Here is a 25,067-nt window from a genome sequence, read left to right as displayed (position 1 = left end):
CGCCCGCTGGCCCCGTTGTTCGCGTTGATGTTCGCGTTGATGTTCGCGTTGATGTTCGTGCTGATTCCGACCGTTAGGATTGCGATGCCGATCTCCCTGGACGTTCAAAGCTACCGTGGCACCGCGCCGGTGCCCCCCGTCGGGCGAAGATTCGATCGCGACGGCGTGGTGGGACGGGCCGCGGGCAGCGACCTGGTACTCGACGACCCCACCAAGTACATTTCCCGTGCCCACGCCCGGGTGGAGTTTCGCGACGGCGGATGGTACCTGGTCGATATCGGCAGCAATCCCAGTCTCGTCAACGGGCAGTTGCTGGGTCCGGCCGGGGAGGCCAGGCTGGCTGGCGGCGAGCGGATCGATATCGGCGACTACTCGCTGGTCGCCACGCTGGAGCCGGAGTCCGCGACTGCACCCGCGCCGGCGCCGGTGCCGCTGGTGGACGCGGATCCCACGCTGACGGAGCTCGAAGCTTCCGCGCCGCCGGGGGCGCTGTTCGGCCACGCCGGCGATCCACTGGCGGCCGCCGCCGTCATGAATGTGGATGGCCTGTTCGCCGCGGACTTCGATCCGGGTGCCGATCCGCTGGGCCTGAACCTGTCAACGCCGGTCGCGAGGCCGCCGGGCCAGGGCTATCGCGGCGCGGAGAGCGATCACGCGCCGCCCGAACAGGCGGCATTCGTCATGCCGCGGCCGGCCGCCACGGCGGCGCCGGCCATTCCGCACGATTACGATCCGCTGGCAGACTGGCTGGCGCCGGTCGCGCCGCGGCCTCCGCGCGTGCCGGTCGTGGAACAACCGGCCGGGCCGCGACCCGCACGCACAGAAGCGGCGTCGCAGGCCGTGGCGGAACCGGCGCCCGCATCCGTGCCTTCCGCCACCGCACGCGAACTGTCACGCGAACTGTCACGCGAAGTGTCACGCGAACTGCAGCCCGCGGCCGACGTGGCGGTGCCGGTCCGCGCTGTACCGGCATCCGCGCCCGCGTCCACTGCGCCGCCGGCCGGCGACAACCGGGTCCTGCAGGCGCTGCTGCGGGGCCTGGGTGTGCCGGACCTGCACAGCCGTCACGACGCGGAAGAACTGGCGGAGCTGGCCGGCGCGATGCTGCGCGAAGCCACCGCCGGCACCATCGCCGCGCTGATGGCGCGTACGCTGACGAAGCGCGAAAGCCGCGTGGAGATGACGATGATCGCGCCGCAGGCCAACAATCCGCTGAAGTTCTTTCCCGATGCGTCGACGGCGCTGACGAGCATGCTGCAAGGGCAGTTGCCGGGCTACCTGCCGCCGCGGCAGGCGTTCGCCGGCGCGTTTGTCGACCTGCGGGCCCACGAGCTGGCGGTCATGGCGGGCACCCGCGCCGCGCTGGCGGGTGTGTTGCGCCGCTTCGATCCGAAGGCGATCGAGGACCGCCTGCAGGAGCCGGGCATGCTCGACAAGGTATTCGCGGGAAACCGCAAGGCGAGGATGTGGGACCGGATGGTGGAACTGTACGGGCGGCTGGCCGTGGAAGCGGACGAGGATTTCCAGCGCCTGTTCGGCGAGGCGTTCGCGGTGGCCTACGAGGAGCAGGTGCGGCGCCTGCGCGAAGCCGGTCATTAGATTCGCGAGGTGCTTGGCAAGGCCGGCCACCGGTGATGGAATATCAACATGGATTGCGGGGCATGATGTCGTGGAATCGTAAAGTGGTCTGGTCGGAAGGCATGCTGCTGCAGCCGCAACACCTGCAGCAGCATGACCGCTACCTGCACAGCGTGATCGAAGCGCGCGTGGCCGGCGTGCGCGCCTACGCATGGGGCTTTACCTCGCTGGTCATCGACGAGGGCCTGCTGGCGCAGGGCAAGCTGGCGCTGCTGTCGTGCAGCGCCGTGCTGCCGGACGGTACCACGCTGGTGCTGCCGCAGGACGACGCGCTGCCCGTGCCGCTGCACATCCCCGACGACGCACGCGACGTGCTGGTGGTGCTGGCATTGCCGGTGCGCCGGCCCGGCATCGCCGAGACGTGCGACGGTACGGAGGGCGGCGTGGAGAACGGCGCGGATGCGGAGAATTTCGCCCGCTACCGCGCCGTGGAATACGAGGCGATGGACAGCAACGGGCTCGATAACGCGGCGCTGATGCAGGTCGGCAGCCTGCGCCTGCGGCTTGCGCTGGCCCGCGACGTGGCCAACGGCTGCACGGTGCTGGGCGTGGCGCGCGTGATCGAACGGCGGCCGGACAACCGTGTGGTGCTCGACGCGGCGTATTGCCCGCCATGCCTGGATTACCGGGCGGCGCCGCGGCTGGGCGCGTTCGCGGACGAGCTGGCTGGCCTGCTGGGGCAGCGCGCCCAGGCGCTGGCCAGCCGCCTGAGCCAGCCCGGCGTCGGCGGTGCCGCGGAAATCGCGGACTTCCTCATGCTGCAGCTGCTGAACCGCAGCCTGCCCCTGTTTACGCACCTGGCCGGCATGACGGGCCTGCACCCCGAGGCGCTGTACGCCGAGGTGGCCCGGCTGGCGGGCGAGCTGGCCACGTTCTGCCGGCCCGACAAGCTGGCGACCGGCTACCCCGTCTACCGGCACGACCGGCTTGCCGAGAGCTTCCAGCCACTGATGGACGACGTGCGCGCCGCATTGTCCCAGGTGATCGACCCGCACGCGGTGGCGCTGAAACTGGAGGAGCGCCAGTTCGGCCTGCGCGTGGCCGTGGTGCCCGACCCTGAACTGCTGCGCTCGGCCACCTTCGTGCTGGCGGTGCATGCGCAGGTGCCCCCGGAGGCCGTGCGCAGCGGCTTCCCGGCCATGGTCAAGATCGGCTCGGTCGAAAAGATCCGCGACCTCGTCAACCTGCAACTGCCCGGTATCGCGCTGCGCGCGCTGCCCGTGGCCCCGCGCCAGCTGCCGTTCCACGCCGGCTACACGTATTTTGAACTGGACCGCAACAGCGACTACTGGCGGCCCCTGCTGACGTCGGCCGGATTCGCCATGCACGTGCCGAACGAATATCCAGGCCTGCAAATGGAATTCTGGGCTATCCGCAAGTAAGGAATCGATGGACGGTGGCGATGCACGGCAGGCACCGTGGGCCGCCATCGCTTTGACAGGGGCGATACCGTGAGTGCCAGTGAATCCGATCATCCGTTGCCCGATTCGGACCGCACGATGTTCGTGCCGCGGCCCGGCAACCGCCCGCAGCCCGCGCAGCCGTCCGCACCTTCGCTGCTGCCTCGCGAGGGAGCCGCATCGCCGTCCGGATCGCCGGACCCGCGGCCGGCCGGTCCTGTCCATCTGCACGGCGCGGGGCTGAACCCGCTCGTGCGCGCCGCCAATCCGTTGCTGGACCTGGTGCCGCCGCTGCGCCGGATGGCTTTCCACCCCGACGTGGAAGGTTTGCGCGTGGGCCTGGTGCAGGCGGTGCGCAACTTTGAAACGGCGGCGCGCGCCGCGCAGGTCGACCATGAACTGGTCGCGGCGGCGCGCTACGCGCTGTGCACGCTGCTCGACGAAACCATCGCCTCCACGCCGTGGGGCGGCGGCGCGTGGTCCAGCCGCAGCCTGCTCGTGACGTTCCATAACGAGGCGTTCGGCGGCGAGAAATTCTTCCTCATCCTGCAAAAGCTGAGCCAGAACCCGCGGGCCAGCCTGACCGCGCTGGAGCTGATGTATGTGTGCCTTGCCCTGGGCTTCGAGGGCCGTTACCGCGTGATGGAAAACGGCCGCAGCCAGCTCGATACGCTGCGCGACCGCCTGCTGCAGATGATCGAACGGGAACGGGGGGCCGCCGGGCCGGAATTGTCCGTGCACTGGCAGGGCCAGGGCGGCAAGGGCGAACCGCTGTGGCGCGCCGTGCCCGTGTGGATCGTCGCGGCCGCCGGTGCCACGGTACTGCTGTTGCTGCACCTGTTCCTGTCGTACCGGCTGGGCAATGCCTCCGATCCCGTGTTCGCCAACCTGCTGTCGCTGAAGGCCGCCCGCCCGCCGGCCGTGGTCGCCGCGCCGGCGCCCGCATCGGCTCCCGTTTTGGCGTGGCCCCCGCTCCTGGCCGGCTTCCTGGCGCCCGAGATCGCGCAGGGACTCGTCAGCGTGGTGGACAGCGGCGGCCGCTCCACGATCACGCTGCGCGGCGATGGCGTGTTCGCGTCGGGCAGCGGCGAGGTCGCGCCCGCGCACCTGGCGCTGCTGGGCCGCATCGGCGACGCGCTGGCCACCGTGCCGGGCAAGGTGCTGGTGGTGGGCCATACGGACAATGTGCGCCCCGGGCTGTCCGCAAGGTTCCCGTCGAACTACGAACTGTCGCGCGCACGGGCGGAAACCGTGCGCGGCCTGCTGGCCGCCCGCGCCGGCCCGCTGGCCCGCTATGAGGTCGAAGGGCACGGCGAAGCCGCACCGCTGGTGCCGAACGACACGCCGGCCAACCGCGCCCGCAACCGGCGTGTGGAAATCATCGTCGCCACGCCGGCGCCTGCCCTGTAGCGAGGATGCCATGAAAAAGCTGTTCCGCTGGCTCGTCAAGCCGCCCGTGCTGGCGCTGCTGGGCGTGCTGTTGCTGGCCCTGGTGATCTGGTTCGAGGCGCCGCTGCTGTCCTTCGACGGCCATGCGCCGTTCGCGTCGGAGCGGGTGCGCTGGTACTGGATCCTTGCGCTGCTGCTCCTGTGGGCGCTCTGGTTCGGCGGCAGGATGCTGGCCGTGAAGCTGGCCAACCTGCGGCTGATGGAAAGCCTGGCGGCACAGCACAAGGCCGGGGCTCCACAGGAATCGCCGGAAACGCAGGCCGAACTGGCCGAGCTCACGACCCGCATGCGCGAATCGCTGGCGATCCTGCGCAAGTCGAAAACGGGCGGCCGCGGCGGCCTGTACCAGCTGCCGTGGTACATGATCATCGGCGCGCCCGGCACGGGCAAGACCACCGCGCTCACGCGCTCCGGCCTGAAATTCCCGCTGGCCGGCGCCATGGGCAAGGGCGCGATCGGCGGCATCGGCGGCACCCGCTACTGCGACTGGTGGTTCACCGACGACGCGGTGCTGCTCGACACGGCCGGCCGCTACACCACGCAGGACAGCAATGCACAGGCCGACAGTGCCGCCTGGGCCGGCTTCCTGCAACTGCTGCGGCGCCACCGCCGCCGGCGCCCGATCAACGGCGTGATCCTGGCGCTCTCGGTGACCGACCTGCTGCGCCGCGACGAAGGCGGGCGGGCCGCGCACGTGGCCGCGCTGCGGGCGCGCCTGAAAGAGCTGCACGAGCAGCTGGGCCTGCGCTTTCCCGTCTATGTGCTGGTGACCAAGTGCGACCTGCTGGCCGGTTTCGTGGAATTCTTCGACACGCTGAGCCGGGAGGAGCGCGGCCAGGTCTGGGGCCTTACATTCCCGCCCGAAGCGGGCAAGCCCGATGCGGCGGTGGCGGCCTCACTGGCAACATTTTCGGCCGAATTCGACCTGCTCGAACAGCGCCTGCAGGGGCGCGTGCTGGCGCGCATGCAGCAGGAGCGCGACCCCGAGCGCCGCGCGCTGATCTACCGCTTTCCCCAGCAGTTCGCCGGCATTCGCGACGAACTCGGTGCCTTCCTGAAAGATGTGTTCGAACCGAACCGCTTCGAACCTGGCGCGCTGCTGCGCGGCGTGTACTTCAGCAGCGGCACGCAGGAGGGCACGCCGCTGGACCGGGTGATGAGCGCCTTGGCCGCCTCGTTCGGCGTCGATCGCCAGGTGCTGGCGCCGCACGGTGCGGGCGGCCCGGAAGGGCTGGAAGGCCGCAGTTACTTCCTCACGCGGGTGCTGCGCGACGTGATGTTCCCGGAAGCAGAAATGGCCGGCGTCAACCATGCGCTGGAGCGCCGCCGCCGCTGGCTGCAATGGGGAGCGCTCGGCGCCGCGGTACTGCTGTTCGTGCTCACGGCTGCCGGCATGTTCGGCAGCTACCTGCGCAACGGCGCGTATATCAGGGAGATGGCGGCCCGCACGGCCGACCTGGCGAAGCGCGTGGCGGCCGGGGGACCATTCCTGCCGCTGCTGGACGCGGCGCGCGCGCTGCCCGGCGGTTATGCGGAGCGCGGGCAGTCGCCACCCTGGTCGATGCGCTTCGGCCTGTACCAGGGCGACAAGCTGGGCGAGGCCGCCCGCATCGCCTACCGCCGCCTGCTGCAGGAAACCCTGCTGCCCCGCGTGCAGCAGCGGATGGAGGAGCGGCTGCGGCGCGGCAACGCGGGCGACGCCGACACGCTGTATGAAACACTCAGGGTCTACCTGATGCTCGGCGATCCCGCCCGCTTCGATACCGGTTCGGTGGCCAGCTGGCTCGCCTGGGACAACCCGCAGGCCCAGGCCGCCCTGGGCGAGGATGGGCTGCGCTCGCTCGCGGCGCACCAGGAAGCGCTGCTCGACAACCTGAAGGAAGGACAGGCGCTGCCGCAACTCGATGGCGACCTGGTGGGCGCCACGCGCCTGGCGCTGGCGCAGATGCCGCTGGAGCAGCGCGTCTATGCGAGCCTGAAACGGCAGGTGTCGGCGAGCGGCCTGCCGGAATTCTCGGCCGTCAGCGCGGGCGGCCCGCAAGCGGCGTCCGTGCTGGCGCGGCGCAGCGGCGAACCGATCACGCGGGGTATCAACGGCATGTTCACCGTGGCGGGCCACGCGCGCTTCCTTGAAGCGAGCAAGGAAGCCCTGTCCGACGTGGCCGCCGAGCGCTGGGTGCTGGCGCGTCAGGAAGCGGCCGGCGGCGATCCCGCCGCCATGCAGCAGGCCGTGCTGCGCCTGTATTACGATGACTACATCGCGCAGTGGGACGCCTTGCTGGCCGACGTGGCGGTGCGGCCGTTCAGCACGATGGAGCAGGGCGCGCGGGTAACGAACCTGCTGGGCGGCACCGACTCGCCGCTGCGCAAGTTCCTGCTGGCGGCCAGCCGCGAAACCACGCTGGGCGGCGCGGACAAACCGGCCGTGCCGCCCGCCGTCGCCGCGGGCGTGATGCGCAAGCTGGGCACCTACACGAAGCGCCTGCAAGGCGCGCTCGGCACGCCGGCCGCGCCCGCCGGTGCGCCGGCCATGCACCCTGTCGACGAACATTTCGATGCGCTGCACAAGCTGACCGCCGGCACGCCGCCACCGCTGGATGCGACGCTGGCGATGCTGAAGGATGTCGCCGTTTACCTGGATGCCGCCGCATCGGCCAGGCGCACCGGCGCGCCACCGCCGCCTGCCGACGCGCTGGCGCGCGTGCGCCTGGAAGCGGACGGCAAGCCGGAGCCCCTTGCCGGCATGCTGAAGGCGCTCGACAGCAGCGGCGCGGGGCTGGCCTCGGGCAGCGAACGCGAACGGCTGAACGCGCTGTGGCGCGCCGGCCCGGCCACGTTCTGCCGGCAGGCCGTGGCGGGCCGCTACCCGATCAGGCGGGGCGCGGCGGCCGACATTCCCGCCGAGGACTTCGGCAAGCTGTTCGCGCCGGGCGGCATGATCGACGATTTCTTCCAGAAGAACCTGGCGCAGTACGTGGACATGAGCGGCAGCCAGTGGCGCTGGCGCCCCACCGCGGGCAATGCGGCGCTGGGCATCTCACAGGGCACGCTCGACGAATTCCAGCGCGCTGCCCGCATCCGCGACGCGTGGTTCGGCAGCGGCGGCCAGCTCGCCTCGATGCGCTTCGCGCTGCGGCCCGTGTCGCTGGACCCGGGCATCACGAAACTCACCCTCGATATCGACGGGCAGCAGCTCGCCGTGGCGGCCGGCGCCATGGGCGCCGCGACATTCCAGGTGCCGAGCGGGAAGGGCAGTGGCGTGGTGCAACTGGAAGCCGTGCCGCCCGCCGCGCATGGCGCCCTGCGCAAGGAGGGGCCGTGGGCGTGGTTGCGGATGCTCGATGCCGGCACCCTCGAGGCGAGCCCGCAGAGCGAGCGGTATCGGGTGACGTTCGACGTGGAGGGCAGGAAGGCGGTGTTCGAGATGACGGCGAGCAGCGTGGTCAATCCGTTCCGGCGCGGGGTGCTGGAGCAGTTCAGGTGCATGGAAGGGTTGTGATGCACGGGCGGTTGCTGGCGCCATCGAGGCAGCAACCGCCCGCCGGTTCGCAAGCTCAGATCGTGAAGTTCAGCGTTGCGATCAGGCCGTCCCGTTCGTCGCGATACGTGCGGCCGCCCGACGCCGGACCTGGGCTCTTGGTCTTCACCAGCTGGGTCCTGTAGGCCAGCCCGATACTGGCGCTGCGAAAGTAGGCGCTCTTGATCCCCAGTCCATAGGCGACGCCGATCTCGCTGATCAGGTAGCGCGCGCTGTTCGTATCGTCACGCAGCGCCGGATCGGCGTAATTCGTCTTGATCCTGGCCGGTCCGTAGGCGATCTGGCCCGTGAACAGCAGATTTTGCTGGATCGGGAAAGCCGCCGCTGCGCCCAGCAGCAATGCCCTGGCGGTGTTGTCGACGACGGGCTGGGGCCCCCCACCCAACGCTATGGCGGAGGTGCGGTCTTCCCTCGCATACTTGAATCCCAGGCTCAGCGCGACATTCGGGGTGATGAAATACCCGGCCGTAATGTCGCTCTCCTTGCGGTCGAGATGGTCGGTGCGCGACGTTTTCACGTTCATGCCATTCGGCCCGATGACGGACGTGTCGGCGGCATAAAAGTCCGTGGAAAACCTGGCATAGCTCGCCGAGGCCAAAAACTTGTCCTTGCGCATGGCGACACTGGGAAACGCCTCGGTGCGACGCTTGCCCTGCACATTGTCCAGCGACTCGGCGATGGCGGGGGCGCCACCCGGCGTCACCACTGCATAGGCGGTCGGCAAGCCTGTCGACCACGCCGCATTCCACACCCGTAGCCCCACCGTGTAGCTGGCCCGGGACTCGGTACTTTCCTGGGCCAGCGCCGTGGTGGACTGAGCGAAACCAGCGAGCGTTGCAAGGAATACGACGGTTGTCTTGGTCATGTTCAGGGCTCCAGGTGTAGTGAGGCGATTCAGAAGGACGGCACGATGGTGATCGGCCGCTTGGGTGGTGGCGGCGGTTCTATTTTCCTGGTCAGTACTTCGTTGGGGGCGGGTTGCGCACTGGCCTGCTGCGTGCCGAGCGCCTTGCGCAGCTGGTTCAGCTCTTCCTGCTTCTTCAGCAGCGCTTTCTTGATGGCGTCGAGTTCTTCGCCTTTGGCCTTGGCCAGCTCGATATCGGCGTTGATCGCATCCGCTTCCGCTTTCTTGCGCGCACTGGCGCTGGTCTGCTTCGTCTCCACGTTGTCGCGGAGTTTGTCCAGCTCACTTTGCGCCTTCAGCAATGCGTTGCGCTGTTCGTCGAGCTCCGCCTGCTTCGCCTTGGACGTGGCGATCATTTGCTGCAGCGAGTCGAGCTCCTGCGCTTTCGAGCTGAGCATTGCCTTGTTCGCCGCCTGGTCGTTGCAGCCCGTGAAGCAATAGCGCTCGGAATATGATGTGGTGATCTGCGGCTGTTGCTTGTAGCCGAGGCGCCTGGCTTCCTCGCTCGTGCCGCGGCTGACGTTCTTCAGCATTTCCTCGATGGTCTGGCGGGGTGTCGGCAGGTACTTCAGCAAATTCTTCGTGAAGGTGCCGTTCCTGCCGACGCCGTCGAGCGCCTCCTGGCCCGGGCCCGTGGACATGGCAAGAATGCTGTTGTTGGGCATGTAGAGCTGCGAAGCCAGCCCGGTCTGCGGGACATAGCCGCGAATGGGACTGACCAGCGGATTATTGCGGCAGGCATCCATCAGGAAGATGTTCAGTGCCGCGCGGCGGCCTTCCATTTCCAGCATCAGGTAGTTGACCTGGACGGTCTCGTCTTCGATATCGCTCTTGGTCCGCAACGTGGCACCGGTGGGGAGCAGGTAGTTGATCCCGTCCATTTGCAGGCCGTGGCCAGCGTAGAAAAACAGCGCGACGGTTTGCGCGTTGATCTTGCCGGTGAATTCGTAGATGGCGTCCTTGAATTCGCGCTTGTTGGCGACGTTGACTTTGCAGATGACCTCGAAGTTCATGGCGCGCAGGGCGGCGCAGATGTCGTTCGCATCGTTCGCGGCGTTGTCGAGGGGGATGGCGCCCTTGTAGGTGGCGTTGCCGATGACAAGGGCGAGCTTGCGCAGTTCGCCATGAGGTGCATTGGCTGGCTGGGCAATGGCGGGGCAATGCAATGCGCATGCAATCATGAACGCCGACAACGCTCGCAAAAACACGGCCATGCCATGCTCCCCTGGTTGACGCTTGCTTGAGGCTTATGGGGTGAGCATACGCTTCCGGTACTTATAAATATAGAAGGATCTGCGTGCTGCGTTGCGGGGAAGGGACGCCCCGGTCGGCGCGAATTTTCGGGGTAAATCCATCTTGACGCATGCTGTTGGGGATGCCCGACGTGACGGCTGTCCTGGCTATTCGACGCATCCGCGATGGGTCATTCTTATACCCGAGTACATGCGGCCGGGACCGTACGAGTGCCGCGAAATCGGAGCAGGACATCTGCATGTATCGAGCGGCTGCAAGGCGATCGGTTGTCAATCGCGGGCCGAAAAGCGTTCCTGCGATGCGATGCTCGGGCCGTAGGGTTACCAATGATCCATGGCTTGCTGGCGAGTCCGATGCGTCGAATGGGCAAGCTGCGCAACAATGACGAAGCGCGCCGCGGTATTGGAGGACCGGACCAGCGCCAAGGCCGACAGCATGGGCCGGGTCAGGTGAACTTTCCTGTGCCATGGCGGAAGTGCGAGGCAGCGTCGAGGCAATATTCAGCGGAGAAGAACAATGTACCCTGCTTGCTCTGGAAGTTGGCGTGCAGGCATGTCATAATGCCGGGCTCTGTGCCCCGGTGGTGAAATTGGTAGACACACCGGACTTAAAATCCGTTGCCTGCAAGGGCGTGCCGGTTCGATTCCGGCCCGGGGCACCAGCATTCATGCGGGTTTGCGGGCAAGTGAACACTTCAACTTAGCCGTCCGACTTTTCCGCAATCCAGACTCTTTTCCGCAATAATGTTAAATGCCTGTTCTTTGTGCAGCGTTAATTGTGTCGAGGAGATTACCTCGTTGGCGGAACCAGCTTGCCGCGCCGGTGGCGTATGTAGTGGTCGGTCTGGCGCTCGCTCGCGTGCCCCAACTGGTCTTTCGCTGCGCCGCCGCCGAGCGTTTCATTGGTGTCTGTGCCGGCCTTTGCGCGCAAGTCGCGGAATTGGTACTGCGCGATCTCCTTGGCGATCTCCGGATACCGCTCGGCTGCCGCCACGCGCGCCCTGTCGAATGCCCCGCGCAGCTCGTTCCGTGTCAGCGGCAATCCGGTTTTGTTGTTGATGAGCTTCATGCTCATAGGGCTGCGCTCGATGCACCGGGCAACCACCGACGCTAGCTCGCCGGTTATCGCCACCCTGAGCCTCTTGCGCGTCTTGTTTTGCTGGATACCCAGCTCGCCCTCCCGGGCATCGCGCTTGCTGATCTTCAGCACGTCCGCCGGTCGCTGGGCAGTCAGGTACGCCAGATCGATCGCATCGCGTAGCGGCTCCTCAGCAACGCTATACACGGCCTCGTAAACCTGATCCGTGACATACACGTCGCGGCCGGTTTCCTTGAAGCCCTTCACGCCAGCGCAGGGGTTCGCCTTGTTTGTCAGGCCGACGACTCGAGCGAAATTCCAGATGTGCGAGAACAGCGCTTTCTCGCGGTTGGCCCGTACGGCACCCTCCTTGCCAGTGACCTTGACGACCGGCCTCCCGACCTTCACGCGCAGCACGTTCTTTGCATGCGCGGCCCGCACGGACGATTTGACGCGCCAATCCTGATACAGACGGATATGCTTCGGCTCGATCTCATCCAAGGCGACGGGTGGATCGTTGAAGAACTGCAGCAGTTGCTTCAGCTCTGCTACGTTGTCGGCTTGCGTGCGGCGCGCTTTCGAAGGCAACACCTCGATGACGTACCGATCGGCAGCAACCTTGAATGTGACCAGGGCGCCGATCGGCCGTTGGCTGTTCGTCAGCTCGGCCCTGCGCTGTACGGCCAGAATGTAGTCGGTGCCGAGCGGAATCTCCTTGCGTGGTTTCCCGCCCGTGTCGAGCAGGTAGTAAGTTTTTCGCCTGCGCGTTGCCCGTGCTGGGCGCCTACTTGTGGCACCGGCACGAGGTGTCGGCCGCGCACGATGCCGGCTATGCCGTCGCCGTCGCAGCCGGCGAGAGGCAGCGCGCCGCCGACGCAGCCGCCGCACTGACCACCGAGCGCAACCTGCGCGCCAAGATTGCCGCACGCGACGCGGCCGACCAACAGACGGATGCCAGCATGCCGAAACTCTCGCCGCTGCTCAGCGCCGTGTGCGCGCTGGCGATGACAGCCTGCGCATCGCAATCAACACCATACGCGCCACCGCCACACCCGCAGATCGACCCGCTACCGACGGACCTGCGCCTGACGGGTCTGGAGAAGCAATTGTGCCAACGGTGGCTGCTGACATTCTCGGCCTCGCCGCAGACACTGGTCGACTCGTGCGGAAATACGAGCGGCTCGAAGAGCGCTTTGACGAGCCGGGCGATGAACAATGGGGCTAAATAGATTTAGCAGGCCAAGGACAGGCCTATGCCTTCCGTTTGCGCACCGCAAATGCTAGGACAGCAAGGCCGCCGATCAGCATGGCATAAGTGCTTGGTTCAGGGATTGCCGAAACTTCCACTGTCATCACGAAATCGCTGATGCCGACTTCACTGTATGCCGGTAGGATATATAGCGAACTGCCATAGCGTGCATAACCTCGTTCGGCTTTAGCACTTACCCCAGCTTGGTAAAAAAGGTCAAATTCCCCTACTAATGCCTGATCATATGTTGTTGCGCCGAACACAGTGCGGTTAGGTCCATCAAAGGTCACTGAGAGAAAGTCATGCGAGCGATTCGAATCTTTGCTTACAGTTCCTGATACTCCGCCAGTTGCGCTTGCGGAGCCAGGGATTACATACTGTCTATCGCAATCATTGCAGTTCGCCCAGTCTGCATTGGGTTCTGTCTGCGTATATGACATGCCCTGAAATGTTGCGCGCATAGTAATAGAATTAATGCGATATCCGGAATTGACATAGCCAGAAAATCCAGCCTCTATAGAGTCTGAGTTAAAGAACCCCGGCAACGTACTCGCGCCCACGGGCCCAAAGCCATTCAAGGAAATCTCCACCGTTTGACTATTACTCGACAGTATTTGCATGTCGACTCGAGGATAATTTCTGTAGCCGAGCACGTGATCTAGAATAAGACTGAACCCTTCTGTATCAACCCGTTTCGCTGCTTGTGCGCTCGTGCCAGCCAGTAGAGATGCAAACAACGTGAGTGGAAGAATATAATTTTTCATTGTTTCTTATGCAATATGGAAGCTTTTGGGAAATTTATATTGCCATTATAGCATAAAGTGTTTGTAGAAATTCTATGAAAATTTCACATTCATCGGTCGAGAAGTCAGTCCTACACTGGATGTGCATACAGTATTCTAGAAACGTCGATGAGCTGCACAAGCAATCCCATGGCCAGTTCGCCACACACCTAGCGCACGCCGGGTCTCTTGGTCTCGGTCATCCTGCTGCGCCGCGACGGCCAGCGCATCACCGGCGACGAGTTCAAGGCCGCGGTGCCATTCCAGGGTTACCTCGTCCTGGGCCCGACTCAGCGTCACCGAAGTGGCGGCGGCGCCTCGCACATGGCCGAGGTGATCCGCCCGGGCAGCGTGGCCACGGGCTCCGTCTGCAAGCCGCTGTTCAATCCGACGATCGAGAAAGCCGACGCGCGCGGCTTCGTGCTGAGCGGCTACAATCCAGTTGCAGAGCGGCGTGCCGATGCACGTCGAGCAGGTGTGGCTGGTGCGGCCGCTGACGGCGGTCGACCCGGTCGCAGGCTGAGGGCCGGCGTCTGCGGGAGGCGGCAGGCACGATGATATACTGCTCAAATGCCGAAGAACTGGCTCAGCAATTCTTCCATCGCATCCCGAACTTTTCACGAATCCCCTCCGAAACACCCTGATTATATTAGGGATAGAATTCCAGCCCGGAGCACCAGTCTATATGCGGGCTTCAGGCGTATTGCTTAATATCGCAGCGCTTTAGCCTGGTTCCGCAATTCTCCAGCAGTGCAGTAATAATGTTAAATGCCGGCTCTCGCTGGCGTTCGAATTATATCGCCGCGCTCATCGCGTCGAGCGTATCTTTCAGCGACTGCTCGGCCACGTCATACATGGCGTCGCAAACCTCATCTGAGATGCAGATGTCGCGGCCGTCCTCCTTGAATCCCTTAATGCCCGCTCACGGAGCAATTGGCGCGGCGGGCGCCGAACTCCATGCTGACCGCCGACGAAATCTCCGACCTTCCGTTGGCCTGCGCAGAGCGGTTGGCACGGGATAAGTAGCCTCGCATACACATCTTTCGTTGATGCTGAAAGATCCAAACAGTGTATGAATTTCCTTGGCTAAGCTTCATTGGAAGAGAATCCAGCGCTGCAATTCGAATTGCCAAGCGGTTCCGTTGGCAGCCGCCCGCAAGTCCATATAGCTTACCCGGGCAGATAGCCCCGGAGCGCATTGAAGCCCGTCTCGAAAGGCTGCGGGATTCTATTCTTTAACATTAATTGCTTGGTGATAAAAGCGCCGAATATTGAAAAGGTGGTCGATCTGTCATCGTTATTGGGGCCGCCTGGTCGCAGCCGATCTGTCCACGCCCTGCTTCCCGGTCGCGGTGATCCTGCTGCGCCGCGATGGCCAGCGCAGCACCGGAGACGAGTCCAATGGCGTGGCCCCGCTTCAGCGCCGCCTGCTCATGGGCACGACCAGCCCCATCACCGAAGCGCGGCGGTGCCTCGCACATGGCCGAAGTGACGCGGCCAGGCGCCGTCGCTATCGGCTCGATCTGCAGGCCTTGTTCAGTGCAACGATCGAGTTGACGGACCACCGGGGCTTCATGCTCAGCGTAATACGAGGTCGCGCTGGAGAACGAGCAGACGGTACACGTCGAGCAGGCGTGGCTGGACCGGCATTGACGGCGGCTGATCCAGTCTCAGGCTGACGGCCGGTGCATGCCCTCGGCATCCAGCACACCGCCGATCGCGCGCGGCGGCACGCGGCGCGCAGCGGTCGATTGCCGCCTGGTGCATGCCTACGAGTTCCAGATGGCCCGGCACGGAGCGCGCTAGGGAAGCGCTGATTTATTGCTGGTGGATGAGATTAGTCTTGAAAAACGTGTCCAGCAAGACGCAAATGCCCCGTCATACTGGGGGGGGCGGCCGCCGATATGACGGGGCATTTGTGGCGCAGCTGGGCGCGTTTTCTCATGGGCTAAGATCGCGGCCATGAATAAATCAGCGGTTCCCTAGGCCGACCTTCGCCTGCGTATGGCTGCAATCACTACGCAGAGGCCACCGAGCAGCACTGTCCAGGAAGAGGGTTCAGGTACCGCACCTATTTGAAAGATCGTATCGTCCGTTATGCGGTACTCAAAGCCATCACCATGGTGAGCAGGCTGCCATGACATGCCATACGGCGGCGAAAACCCAAACCAATGGTACGGGTCTCCACGGTCCGAGATCTGATAGGTAGCGCTGAAAACCAGGTCGCCGCCAAGCTCGTAGGTAAAGTTGGATAAAGTGCAATCGGTGGCGCCGGCGACACTGGGGCCGGCTGCAGGGCAGCCGACGACAAAGTCGGGAATATGGTCAGTCATGCGTAAACTTGAGATCTCGTCCAGCCTGATCACGTTATCGCTATCAATGTCTTCACCGAGGAAGGAGCCGCTGTATGTAATAGTCGGATACCATGCAATGAGTTCCTCCATTGGAGAGAGCTCTGCAAAACCAGTCCACCGAAACATATATTCGGTTTCAGCAGCTTGCGCCGTGATAGCACATCCAGCCAGTAGTCCAGCTATCGAAAGTCGCTTGAACATAGGTCCTCCAATTGTTGAATGGCACGAACCGGTACATCGGGAGTAAAGCCACGCCGAAATACGATAGTCCTGAGCCATGCCTATGCATCTGGTCCGTGCGAATTTTCCTGGATAACTGCACTGAACCATAAACAGCTTTCATGGCGCATCGCAGTGGATTTATCATGCCGGACCCGCAGACAGGGTTCCTATAGGGAATAATCCGGCTCCAGCCGGATTCCGCGTGACGCGTCCCGCATCGAGTCCTCGCCCGGCTGTTCAAGTCATTGATCGAGGGGCCAAGACTCCCTTCTCAGGCGTGCAGCCAGCGACTTTGACTCTCTAAGCGCCAATGCACTGTCAGAAATGGCTGCGGATGCTGTCGGCTTCCCTGCAACGGAAGCGTGGATCGTGCAGTAATTCAACCGCTTCACCGAACGATACAGGAATGCCGAGCAGTTAATAACGGGAATAACTTGACGCTGTTATCGTCATGACACTGTTCTGAACCGTTAGGAGACATTTTATTCAGGTCGGTTACCAATAAAGTCTTTCCACTTCTTCTTGATGCTCAATTTATCGTCGGTCGAACGATTTCCAGTTATACGTGTAAATAGGCCAAGAGCGGCTATTGCCATTGGCTAATTTTCCTTCTCGCTGCCAAGGCGACCGTGCTTGCTGGGTATATTTTCCTTGCATTTGAACGTCTTTGGCAGAAGGCCTTGTCGATGGCCGGCGCCATTCTCGTGGCGACCATTTGCGTGCCGCAAATCCCCGTGATCCAGGAAACTGGAGTCGAGAGCATCCGGCAAGCTGCGCTTCCCGTGGCCGAAGGGGTGAGTCATGGCAACGTTATTCACCCTGCAGATCGTCCGATGCACCGCGCTGCCGGCTCCGACGATCTGGCGCCTGACCTTCATGACCGACGCTGAAAAGTTCATGGTGCGCTGGTACCGCCTGGGGCGCTGTCGCTGTCGCTGTCCGTGCCGGGCGTTGCCGCGTGCAGGCGCCCGCATCCGCTAGTGAGCTTTCTACCGGCGCTGCTGCCGGCTGTTTATGGGGTATGCCGCCATGCATTCCAATAATCTTCGTGCTTTCCTGGACATGCTCGCCATTTCCGAGATCGGCCCGGCGCTGCTGTCGGTATCCGACGACGGCTACAACGTCATCGTGGGCAGCACGGCGAAAAACCCTTATTTGTTCAGCTCGTATGCGGACCATCCTCGCCGCGGCGTGCCGTTCATGAACAAGCGCAAGGATATCTTTGTCAGCACGGCGGCTGGCCGTTATCAGATCCTCGAACGGATCTTCGATCATTACAAGGAGCAGCTCGCGTTACCCGATTTCGGCAAGGCAAGCCAGGATGCAATCGCCGTGCAGCTGATCCGGGAGTGCGAGGCGCTGTCGTTGATCGAGGCCGGCCGCATCGATGAGGCGATTCACGCGTGCAAGTTGCGCTGGTCCAGCCTGCCCGGTGCCCGATATGACCAGAACGAGCGCAAGCTCAGCTTCCTCGTCGACGTGTACCGCAGCCACGGCGGCACGGTGGCATGACCATGCAGGCGGTCACAGTGAAATGGACTTTCCTACTTTCCAGCAATATCCCGCCTCGGCCTGGTGCCGTAATCTCCAGGGCTTCCGCAATGCCTTTCAATTGGTGTAGCATGCTGGACGGCACGCCTCGCGCGTGCCGCTTGCTTTTTCAAGGAACACCAATCATGCAAATCCAGATCAATGACATGCTGCGCGCGTACATCGAGCCGCTGACCGAGGCCGAGCACGAGGCGCTCGAGCGCAGCCTGCTGGCCGAAGGGTGCCGCGATGCCCTCGTGCTGTGGGGCGACGTGCTTGTCGACGGTCATAACCGCTATGCCATCTGCCAGCAGCACGGCATTCCATTCAAGGTCGTGCAGAACGAGCGTTTCCAGAGCATGGAAGACGTGATGCTGTGGATGATCGACAACCACCTGGGTCGCCGCAGCGTGTCCGATTTCCAGCGCGGCGTGCTCGCGCTGCGCAAGAAGGACATCCTGGCGCAACGTATCGAAGCCGACGCGGCACGCATCAAGGCGGAAGACGCGGCGATCGCGCCGCCCGATTCCGATGCCGAGCCGGTGGCGCCCAAGGTGCGCACGTCGCGCGAAGACATCGCCCGCGCCGCGCGCCTGTCCAGCAACACGATCTCGCAGATCGAGAAGATCCAGAAGACGGCCACGCCGGAACTCGTGGAAGCTGTCCGGACGGGCACGATTTCGATCAACGCCGCCGCCACCGTTGCAACCCTGCCGGCGGAAGAGCAGGTGAACGCGGTGGCCGGCGGCAAGAAGTCGCTGCAGCAGGCCGCGAAGGAAGTGCGCGAGCAGCGCGCGGCCTCGCGCCCCGTGAAGCCGGCCAAGCCGGCGCCGTGGGAGGATGGCGGCGAAACGCCGTCGCAGCCCGACCAGCCGCTGACGGAAGTGGAACACCTGCGCGCCGAAGTCGCCGAGCTGAAGGCGAAGAATGCGGCGCTGCGGGCGGAAAACGCCGAGCTGCGCGAGCGCATCGATCAATTGGTCGACGCGTCGTAACCAACCAACCAAAGGCCCGCTATGCCGAGAACCGCCGCCGTACTTGCATGTTTGATCCCTGCTACCGTACTGGCGGCTCCGGCCGGCCAGCAAGCCGCGAAGCTCGATCCCGCCGAGGTGCTGCGCCTGCAGGCGCAGGCCAAGCGCGTGACGATCCTGCGCGACAAATGGGGCATTCCGCATGTGTATGGCAAGACGGATGCGGATGCGGTGTTCGGCATGCTGTATGCGCAGGCGGAAGACGACTTCCGGCGCGTGGAACGCAATTTCATCACCGCGCTGGGCCGCGCGGCCGAGGTGGACGGTGAAAAGGCGCTGTACGACGACTTGCGGATGAAGCTTTTCATCCGGCCGGCCGACCTGCAGGCGCAGTACAAGGCGAGCCCGGCGTGGCTGAAATCCTTGATGGATGCGTGGGCCGATGGCCTGAACTGGTACCTGCACACGCATCCGCAGGTGCGCCCCGCCTTGATCGCGCGCTTCGAGCCGTGGATGGCACTCGCTTTTTCGGAAGGCAGCATCGGCGGCGATATCGAGGAAGTGGACGTCAAGTCGCTCAGGATGTTCTACGAGGATATTCCCGCGCTTGCCCAGGCGCGTGCAGACAAACACCTCGACAAGGAGCCGGGCGGCTCGAACGGTTTCGCCATCGCGCCGAAGATCAGCAGGAGCGGCAATGCGCTGCTGATGATCAACCCGCACACGTCCTTCTATTTCCGGCCCGAGATCCATGTCGTCAGCGAGGCGGGGCTCAATGCGTATGGCGCCGTCACGTGGGGCCAGTTCTTCGTGTACCAGGGATTCAACGACCGGCTGGGGTGGATGCATACGTCAGGCGGTGGGGACGTGATCGACGAGTTCCTCGAAACGGTCGTGAAGAAGGATGGCAAGTACTGGTACCGGTATGGCGGCGAGCTGCGGCCCGTGAAGGAAATCGAGATCGCGTTGCCGTTCAAGGTGGCGGGTGGAATGGCCGAGAAGAAGGTCACCGCCTATTTCACGCACCATGGGCCGGTCGTGCGGCGCGAGGGCGACAAGTGGGTGTCCGTCGCGCTGATGAACGAGCCGCTGAAGGCGCTGCAGCAGTCCTACCTGCGCACGAAAGCGCGTGACTACAAGGCGTTCTGGAAGGCGATGGGGTTGCGCACCAATTCGTCGAACAATACCGTGTACGCGGATGCGGACGGCAATATCGCCTATTTCCACGGCAATTTCGTGCCGAAGCGCGATCCGCGATTCGATTTCACGAAACCGGTCGACGGCAGCGACCCGGCCACCGACTGGAAGGGCTTGCACACGGTGGAGGAAACCATCCACCTGTTCAACCCGAAGAATGGCTGGATCCAGAACACGAACAACTGGCCCTACTCGGCGGCCGGGCCATACAGCCCGCGCCGGCAGGATTATCCGGCCTACATGTCGATGAATCCGGAAAACGCCCGCGGCATCCATGCCGTGCGCGTGCTGGAAAACAAGGCCGACTTCACGCTGGAGTCGCTCATCGCGGCCGCGTACGACAGCCAGCTGACGGCGTTCGAGCCGCTGCTGCCCTTGCTGCTGCGCGCCTACGACGAAACGCCGGCCAGCGCGTTGCAGAAGGCCGGGCTGGCAGGGCAGATCGCGGAACTGCGCGGCTGGGACATGCGCTATTCGTTGACGTCCGTGCCGACGTCGCTCGGCGTCTACTGGCTGCAGGATCTCGTCAAGACCTACGGCCCGGCGGCGAAGGACGCAGGCGTGCCGGTGCTGGAATACGTCGAGAAGCGCATTACGCCGGTACAGCGGCTCGAGGCGCTGACGCGCGCCTCGAGCCGGCTGGAAAGCGCGTTCGGCACGTGGCGTACGCCGTGGGGCGAGATCAACCGTTTCCAGCGCCTCACGGGCGACATCGTGCAGCCATTCGATGACAGCAAGCCGAGTATCCCTGTGCCTTATGCCTCCGGCAACTGGGGCGCGCTGGCCGCCTACGGCATGACGTCGCCGCAGACCACCAAACGCATCTATGGCGAGCGGGGCAACAGTTTCGTCGCCGCCGTCGAGTTCGGTCCGAAGATCCGCGCGAAAAGCATCCTGGCCGGCGGGCAGAGCGGCGATCCGGCATCGCCGCATTTCAGCGACCAGGCAGCCATGTATGCGCGGGGCGAGTTCAAGGATGTGCTGTTCTACAAGGAAGACGTACTGAAGAACCTGGAGCGGCAGTACCACCCGGGGCTGTGACAGAGCAAAACCGGTGACAGACACCGGTTCTTTTGGAATGTTTCCAGAAAACTGGTGTCTGTCACCGGTTTTTCACCGGTTTTGAAGCGAAAGCCAGGCGTAGAATCGATCCACCAGCACGGTGGAGGATGCCATGGCCGCAACCGACGACGAGCACGTACCCGGCGAGGGGCCGGGCGACGGCGAAAGGCTGCGCCTCGAAGAATTCATCTTCGTGCGCGAGCTGTATGAAGTCTTCCTCCTGCTCGACCATATCTCCGGTCGCTGGGACAAGGACCTGCGCGACGACACGGGCGCCGACCCGGCGCTGATCATCCGCACCATCTGCGAGATCGGGCTCACGCCCGCCACCGACCCCGAGATGCGGCTGGGGCAGGCCGTGGCCCTGATGCGCGCGAAGGACATGCTGAACGCCGTGGCGCGCCCGGCGACGGGGTTGTCGGTGGCGTTCACGATCCTGGTGGTGGGCGAGGAAGACCGGCGCAAGAAGATGAACGCGCTGCGCCGCGTGCTGCGCGATGCCTTCAGGCGGCACGGGCAGGAAGCAGCGGCCGCGCCGGTACAGCGGGGGCAGGGCGGCCCGCTGTGGGACAAGCCCACGCGCGTCACGCTGGCGCGCTATGCGTATCCGGGCCTGATCGGCGTGGCGATCAGGTTCAACCGCCGCATGCTGTGGCTCGTGCTCTTCCTCCTGTGTTCGTTATCGCTCACCTGCGCGCTGTCGTGGCATGTGGCGGCGGGCAACGTGATCCTCGAGCACCTCGACGCGGTGCGCACGCGCACGACCGAGCTGCGTGCCGAGATTTCCACCGCCGAGCTGAAATACGCGGCCGACGAGCGCGCGCGGCTGATGGCGGCCGAGGCCAAGGGCAGGCTGGCACGCGATCCGGAACCGGTGCGCTTCTGCGCGCTGGCGGGGCCGGACGGCAAGCCGCGCTACCGCACTACCGAGGAATACCAGTTCTGCGACCGGGCCGAAGCCCTGCGCGAGGAGCGCCGCGCCGTGCGGCTGAACCTGCGCGAATGGCTCGCGCCGTGGCGAAAATTCTACGGGGTGTTCTATCTCCCCGAGCCGGCGCAGGTTACCGATCCGGAAGAGTTGAACGTGCGCCGGCGCGGCACCGAGGAGATGGCGCGCATCGTCACGCTCGTGGTGGGCACGTCGTTCCTGCCGCTGGCCTATGGCATGCTGGGCGCGGGCGCCGCGGTGGTGCGGCGCCTGTGGGAACGCATGCGCGAAAGCCTGCTGTCGCCGCGCGATTCCACGCTGGCGCTGCTGCAGCTGGCGCTGGGCGGCACGATCGGGGCGTGCATCGGGCTGTTCATCAACCCTTCCGGCGCGGCGCCCGGCGAATCGAAGGGGCTGCTCGATGCGTGGGCGCTGTCCGGTTCCGCACTGTCCTTCATCGCCGGCTTCGGTGTCGAGGGCGTATTCCAGGCGCTGGAAAATTTCGTCCAGCGCCTGTTCCGTACCGACGAGCCGAAGCGGCGGCGCGACTGAGACGCTAGATCGCCGCCAGCGCGTCGGCCAGGTCGCGGCGCAGATCGTCCACGTGCTCGATGCCCACCGACAGGCGCACCAGGCCGTCGCCGATGCCCAGTTGTGCGCGCTGGGCGGCCGGGATCGTGGCATGCGTCATCAGCGCCGGGTGTTCGATCAGGCTTTCCACACCGCCCAGGCTTTCCGCCAGCGCAAACACTTCGCAGCGTTCCAGGAAGCGGCGCGCGCCCGCCAGGTCGGTGGCCAGGTCGACCGAAATGATGCCGCCGAAGCCCTGCATCTGGCGCCGCGCCAGCGCATGCTGCGGGTGCGCCGGCAGGCCCGGATAGAACACCTTGCGCACCTTCGGCTGCTGTTCCAGCCACTGCGCCAGCGCCAGCGCGCTGGCGCAGTGGCGCTCCAGGCGGATCGCCAGCGTTTTCACGCCGCGCAGCGCAAGGAAGCTGTCGAACGGCCCGAGAATCGCGCCCACCGAATTCTGCAGGAAGCCCAGCTGCTCGCGCCACGCGGCCTGGCGCGCCTCGCCGGCGACGACGGCGATGCCGCCGATGATGTCGGAATGGCCATTCAGGTATTTGGTGGCCGAGTGCACCACGATGTCGAAGCCGTGCTCCAGCGGGCGCTGCACGATCGGGCTGGCGAACGTGTTGTCGGCCACCGCGATGATGTTGCGCTCGCGGCAGATCCTGGCGATGGCGGCCAGGTCGGCCAGTTTCAGCATCGGGTTCGTCGGCGTTTCCACCCACACCATCCTGGTGTCCGGGCGCAGCACCGCCAGCAGGTTCTCCGGGTTCGTCAGGTCGGCATACGTGAACGCATGGCCGGCGCTGCGCCGGCGCACCCGTTCGAACAGGCGGAAGCTGCCGCCATACATATCGTCGCCGGCCACGATGTGCGAACCGGCGTCGAGCAGTTCGAGCACCGTGGCGATGGCCGCCAGGCCCGATGCGAACGCGTAGCCTTGCGCGCCGCCTTCCAGGTCGGCCACGCAGCGTTCGAAGGCCCAGCGCGTGGGGTTGTGCGAACGGCCGTAATCCAGGCCCTTGTGCACGCCGGGGCTCTGCTGCACGAACGTGGACGTGGCATAGATCGGCGGCATGATCGCGCCGGTGGAAGGGTCGGGTGCCTGGCCCGCGTGGATCACCCGGGTGGCCAGCCGCTGGCGGTGCTCGTCTTGAACGTCATGGGCGTTGTCGGATGGGCTCATAGCTTCCTGCGAAGGTGGTTGAGGAGGTCGTAGCGGGTGATCAGGCCGTAGAACTGGCGGTTGTCCGCCACCACGGCCGTCAGGCCGCGATCGAGTGTGCTGCGCAGCGCCTGCAGGCTGTCGCCTGGCTGCAGCGTTTCCAGCCGGGCCGTCATCGTATCGCCCACCAGGCCGGCGAAGGCCGGCGCCTGGTTGCCCACGTGGAGCAGCAGGTCCGATTCGTCGATGATGCCCGCCAGCTTGCCGTTCTCGAGCACCGGCAGCTGCGCCAGGTCGGCCGCGCGCATGCGGTTGAAGGCCACCAGCAGCGTGTCCGACGGCGCCACGCTGACCACCTCGCCCGCATCGTGGCGGCGGCCGATGAGGTCGCGCAGGTCGCCCGTGGGCGGGCGTTCGATCAGGCCCTGGTCGAACATCCAGCCATCGTTGTACATCTTCGACAGGTAGCGCGTGCCCGTGTCGCAGACAAACGTGGCCACGCGTTTCGGCGCCGTCTGTTCGCGGCAGAACTTCAGCGCCGCGGCCAGCAGCGTGCCCGTCGACGAGCCGCCGATGATGCCTTCGGCGCGCACCAGCGCGCGGGCGCTGTCGAAGCTTTCCCTGTCGGTGATCGTGTAGGCATGCTTCACGCGTGAAAAATCGGCGATCGACGGCACGAAGTCCTCGCCGATGCCTTCCACCGCCCACGAGCCGCTGGTTGCCGGCACGCGGGCCGTGCGCAGGTATTCGGTGAGGATCGAACCTTTCGGATCGGCCAGCACGAATTCGAGGTCGGGATTGGCCCTGGCGAAATAGCGCGACAGGCCGGTGAGCGTGCCGGACGACCCCACGCCGACGACGATCGCATCGAGCTGCTGGCCGGCCTGCTGCCACAGTTCGGGGCCCGTGGTGGTTTCATGCGCCAGCGGATTGGCGGGGTTGTTGAACTGGTCCGCGTAGAAGGCGCCGGGAATGTCGGCGGCGATGCGTGCGGCGCGGTCCTGGTAGTAGTCGGCATGGCCCTTGCCCACGTCCGAGCGGGTGATGTGGATCTCCGCGCCCAGCGCCTTCAGGTGCAGCACCTTTTCGGTGGCCATCTTGTCCGGTACCACGAGCACCACGCGGTAGCCCTTGATGCGGCCGACGAGGGCCAGGCCGAGGCCCGTGTTGCCGGCGGTGGCCTCGATGATCGTGCCCCCCGGCTGCAGGCGCCCATCGCGCTCGGCCGCTTCGATCATCGACAGGGCGATACGGTCCTTGATCGAGCCGCCGGGGTTCTGGTTTTCGAGTTTCAGGAACAGCTGGCACGGGCCGGTGTCGATGCGGGTCACTTCGACCAGCGGCGTGTTCCCGATCAAGCCATACAGCGCCGGCAGCGCGGCAGGGGTGGGATGATGGGAAGAACGATCGGAAGAGTGATCGGAAGAATGATTGGAAAAAGCAGTGCTCGCCATGGTCTTTCCTCGTGGGATCGAAAAATCGCGAAAAGGCCCGTTTCGCGCGTGGTGAGGCGAAACGGACAGTGTCGTGGCAGTATGCGCCGAATCCCCGGCAGGTGCCAGTAAAGGCGGGCCGGTGCCGCCCGATGGCGCCCAGTGCCACGCGAGGCTGTCTTATAATCGCGCATTCCATTTTTTTACAGCAGGTCAGCAGTGGCAAAACTCTACTTCCGTTGCTCTGCGATTGTTCACCCGACACCTGCATATATGTTGCATGTAATACAACAATTTGGCTTACTCAGCTGAAAAATGGTGACAAAAAAGGAGAATTT

General features: G+C 64.7%; 17 protein-coding genes and 1 tRNA gene. 11 read left to right on the top strand and 7 right to left on the bottom strand.

Translation table 11 applies throughout. From position 1 onward, the window contains the following. The first annotated feature begins 84 nt into the window (after positions 1-84). The 4 genes from tagH to tssM all read left to right on the top strand — a co-directional run bounded on the left by tagH (position 85) and on the right by tssM (position 7,986). Positions 85-1,599, top strand: a complete 1,515-nt coding sequence (tagH, locus tag ACY65G_RS04885; RefSeq protein WP_464996230.1) for a type VI secretion system-associated FHA domain protein TagH — start codon at positions 85-87, stop codon at positions 1,597-1,599. A 65-nt stretch (positions 1,600-1,664) separates the two neighbouring features. Then, positions 1,665-3,020 (top strand): type VI secretion system baseplate subunit TssK, encoded by a 1,356-nt coding sequence (gene tssK, locus ACY65G_RS04880; protein WP_464996469.1) that lies wholly within the window; start codon positions 1,665-1,667, stop codon positions 3,018-3,020. 69 nt (positions 3,021-3,089) lie between these two features. Continuing rightward, positions 3,090-4,448, top strand: coding sequence for a type IVB secretion system protein IcmH/DotU (gene icmH / locus ACY65G_RS04875; RefSeq protein ID WP_464996229.1), 1,359 nt, complete (start codon positions 3,090-3,092; stop codon positions 4,446-4,448). A gap of 10 nt (positions 4,449-4,458) precedes the next feature. Further along, entirely contained in the window at positions 4,459-7,986 is a 3,528-nt protein-coding gene (gene tssM / locus ACY65G_RS04870; RefSeq protein ID WP_464996228.1) for a type VI secretion system membrane subunit TssM, read from the top strand. 55 nt (positions 7,987-8,041) lie between these two features. On the opposite strand, the gene ACY65G_RS04865 is transcribed toward tssM, so the two are convergent. Together ACY65G_RS04865 and ACY65G_RS04860 are read right to left on the bottom strand one after the other, a co-directional pair. Next, positions 8,042-8,890: an outer membrane beta-barrel protein gene (locus ACY65G_RS04865; RefSeq protein ID WP_464996227.1), complete on the bottom strand. Its 849-nt coding sequence runs from the start codon at positions 8,888-8,890 to the stop codon at positions 8,042-8,044. Between the two features lie 29 nt (positions 8,891-8,919). After that, the gene (locus tag ACY65G_RS04860; protein ID WP_464996226.1) at positions 8,920-10,143 is read right to left on the bottom strand and encodes a caspase family protein; all 1,224 of its coding nucleotides are present in this window, start codon (positions 10,141-10,143) and stop codon (positions 8,920-8,922) included. Between the two features lie 614 nt (positions 10,144-10,757). Between ACY65G_RS04860 and ACY65G_RS04855 the strand changes: the two genes are divergently transcribed. Beyond that, positions 10,758-10,844: transfer RNA gene (locus tag ACY65G_RS04855), tRNA-Leu, on the top strand. Between the two features lie 128 nt (positions 10,845-10,972). Here the strand turns inward: ACY65G_RS04855 and ACY65G_RS04850 are convergent. Beyond that, a complete protein-coding gene (locus ACY65G_RS04850) occupies positions 10,973-11,848 on the bottom strand; it encodes a tyrosine-type recombinase/integrase (RefSeq protein ID WP_464996225.1) in 876 nt (291 codons plus the stop codon). Between the two features lie 185 nt (positions 11,849-12,033). Here ACY65G_RS04850 and ACY65G_RS04845 point away from each other — a divergent pair, with 185 nt between their 5' ends. Next, positions 12,034-12,489: a hypothetical protein gene (locus tag ACY65G_RS04845; RefSeq protein ID WP_464996224.1), complete on the top strand. Its 456-nt coding sequence runs from the start codon at positions 12,034-12,036 to the stop codon at positions 12,487-12,489. A gap of 22 nt (positions 12,490-12,511) precedes the next feature. Here ACY65G_RS04845 and ACY65G_RS04840 read toward each other — a convergent pair whose 3' ends face one another. Beyond that, on the bottom strand, positions 12,512-13,273 hold the full coding sequence (locus ACY65G_RS04840) for a PEP-CTERM sorting domain-containing protein (RefSeq protein WP_464996223.1): 762 nt from the start codon (positions 13,271-13,273) through the stop codon (positions 12,512-12,514). A 207-nt stretch (positions 13,274-13,480) separates the two neighbouring features. Between ACY65G_RS04840 and ACY65G_RS04835 the strand changes: the two genes are divergently transcribed. Next, positions 13,481-13,849 (top strand): hypothetical protein, encoded by a 369-nt coding sequence (locus tag ACY65G_RS04835; RefSeq protein ID WP_464996222.1) that lies wholly within the window; start codon positions 13,481-13,483, stop codon positions 13,847-13,849. 1,424 nt (positions 13,850-15,273) lie between these two features. Here the strand turns inward: ACY65G_RS04835 and ACY65G_RS04830 are convergent. Then, positions 15,274-15,846 (bottom strand): PEP-CTERM sorting domain-containing protein, encoded by a 573-nt coding sequence (locus ACY65G_RS04830; RefSeq protein ID WP_464996221.1) that lies wholly within the window; start codon positions 15,844-15,846, stop codon positions 15,274-15,276. Between the two features lie 1,050 nt (positions 15,847-16,896). Between ACY65G_RS04830 and ACY65G_RS04825 the strand changes: the two genes are divergently transcribed. From ACY65G_RS04825 to ACY65G_RS04810, 4 genes are all read left to right on the top strand, one after another. Continuing rightward, a complete protein-coding gene (locus ACY65G_RS04825) occupies positions 16,897-17,379 on the top strand; it encodes a glycoside hydrolase family 24 protein (protein ID WP_464996220.1) in 483 nt (160 codons plus the stop codon). A gap of 164 nt (positions 17,380-17,543) precedes the next feature. Further along, positions 17,544-18,392: a hypothetical protein gene (locus ACY65G_RS04820; protein WP_464996219.1), complete on the top strand. Its 849-nt coding sequence runs from the start codon at positions 17,544-17,546 to the stop codon at positions 18,390-18,392. 51 nt (positions 18,393-18,443) lie between these two features. Beyond that, positions 18,444-20,609 (top strand): penicillin acylase family protein, encoded by a 2,166-nt coding sequence (locus ACY65G_RS04815; protein WP_464996218.1) that lies wholly within the window; start codon positions 18,444-18,446, stop codon positions 20,607-20,609. Positions 20,610-20,742: 133 nt separating this feature from the next. Beyond that, the gene (locus tag ACY65G_RS04810; protein WP_464996217.1) at positions 20,743-22,110 is read left to right on the top strand and encodes a hypothetical protein; all 1,368 of its coding nucleotides are present in this window, start codon (positions 20,743-20,745) and stop codon (positions 22,108-22,110) included. A 4-nt stretch (positions 22,111-22,114) separates the two neighbouring features. Here the strand turns inward: ACY65G_RS04810 and ACY65G_RS04805 are convergent, their stop codons facing one another. Next, a complete protein-coding gene (locus tag ACY65G_RS04805; protein ID WP_464996216.1) occupies positions 22,115-23,317 on the bottom strand; it encodes a trans-sulfuration enzyme family protein in 1,203 nt (400 codons plus the stop codon). Beyond that, positions 23,314-24,750, bottom strand: coding sequence for a pyridoxal-phosphate dependent enzyme (locus ACY65G_RS04800; RefSeq protein ID WP_464996215.1), 1,437 nt, complete (start codon positions 24,748-24,750; stop codon positions 23,314-23,316). The genes ACY65G_RS04805 and ACY65G_RS04800 overlap by 4 nt, the downstream gene beginning before the upstream one ends. Between the last annotated feature and the right edge of the window lie 317 nt (positions 24,751-25,067).

The organism is Pseudoduganella sp. jia 12 (assembly GCF_055502675.1).
The sequence above is the reverse complement of the archived record's forward strand: the minus strand, read 5'-3'. Positions and strand labels throughout refer to the sequence as shown.

Excerpts from the sequence above, each read along its gene's own strand:
- tagH (WP_464996230.1), top strand. The coding sequence starts at position 85 with ATGCCGATCTCCCTGGACGTTCAAAGCTACCGTGGCACCGCGCCGGTG.
- tssK (WP_464996469.1), top strand. The coding sequence starts at position 1,665 with ATGTCGTGGAATCGTAAAGTGGTCTGGTCGGAAGGCATGCTGCTGCAG.
- tssM (WP_464996228.1), top strand. The coding sequence starts at position 4,459 with ATGAAAAAGCTGTTCCGCTGGCTCGTCAAGCCGCCCGTGCTGGCGCTG.
- ACY65G_RS04865 (WP_464996227.1), bottom strand. The coding sequence starts at position 8,890 with ATGACCAAGACAACCGTCGTATTCCTTGCAACGCTCGCTGGTTTCGCT.
- ACY65G_RS04860 (WP_464996226.1), bottom strand. The coding sequence starts at position 10,143 with ATGGCCGTGTTTTTGCGAGCGTTGTCGGCGTTCATGATTGCATGCGCA.
- ACY65G_RS04840 (WP_464996223.1), bottom strand. The coding sequence starts at position 13,273 with ATGAAAAATTATATTCTTCCACTCACGTTGTTTGCATCTCTACTGGCT.
- ACY65G_RS04830 (WP_464996221.1), bottom strand. The coding sequence starts at position 15,846 with ATGTTCAAGCGACTTTCGATAGCTGGACTACTGGCTGGATGTGCTATC.
- ACY65G_RS04825 (WP_464996220.1), top strand. The coding sequence starts at position 16,897 with ATGCATTCCAATAATCTTCGTGCTTTCCTGGACATGCTCGCCATTTCC.
- ACY65G_RS04820 (WP_464996219.1), top strand. The coding sequence starts at position 17,544 with ATGCAAATCCAGATCAATGACATGCTGCGCGCGTACATCGAGCCGCTG.
- ACY65G_RS04810 (WP_464996217.1), top strand. The coding sequence starts at position 20,743 with ATGGCCGCAACCGACGACGAGCACGTACCCGGCGAGGGGCCGGGCGAC.
- ACY65G_RS04805 (WP_464996216.1), bottom strand. The coding sequence starts at position 23,317 with ATGAGCCCATCCGACAACGCCCATGACGTTCAAGACGAGCACCGCCAG.
- ACY65G_RS04800 (WP_464996215.1), bottom strand. The coding sequence starts at position 24,750 with ATGGCGAGCACTGCTTTTTCCAATCATTCTTCCGATCACTCTTCCGAT.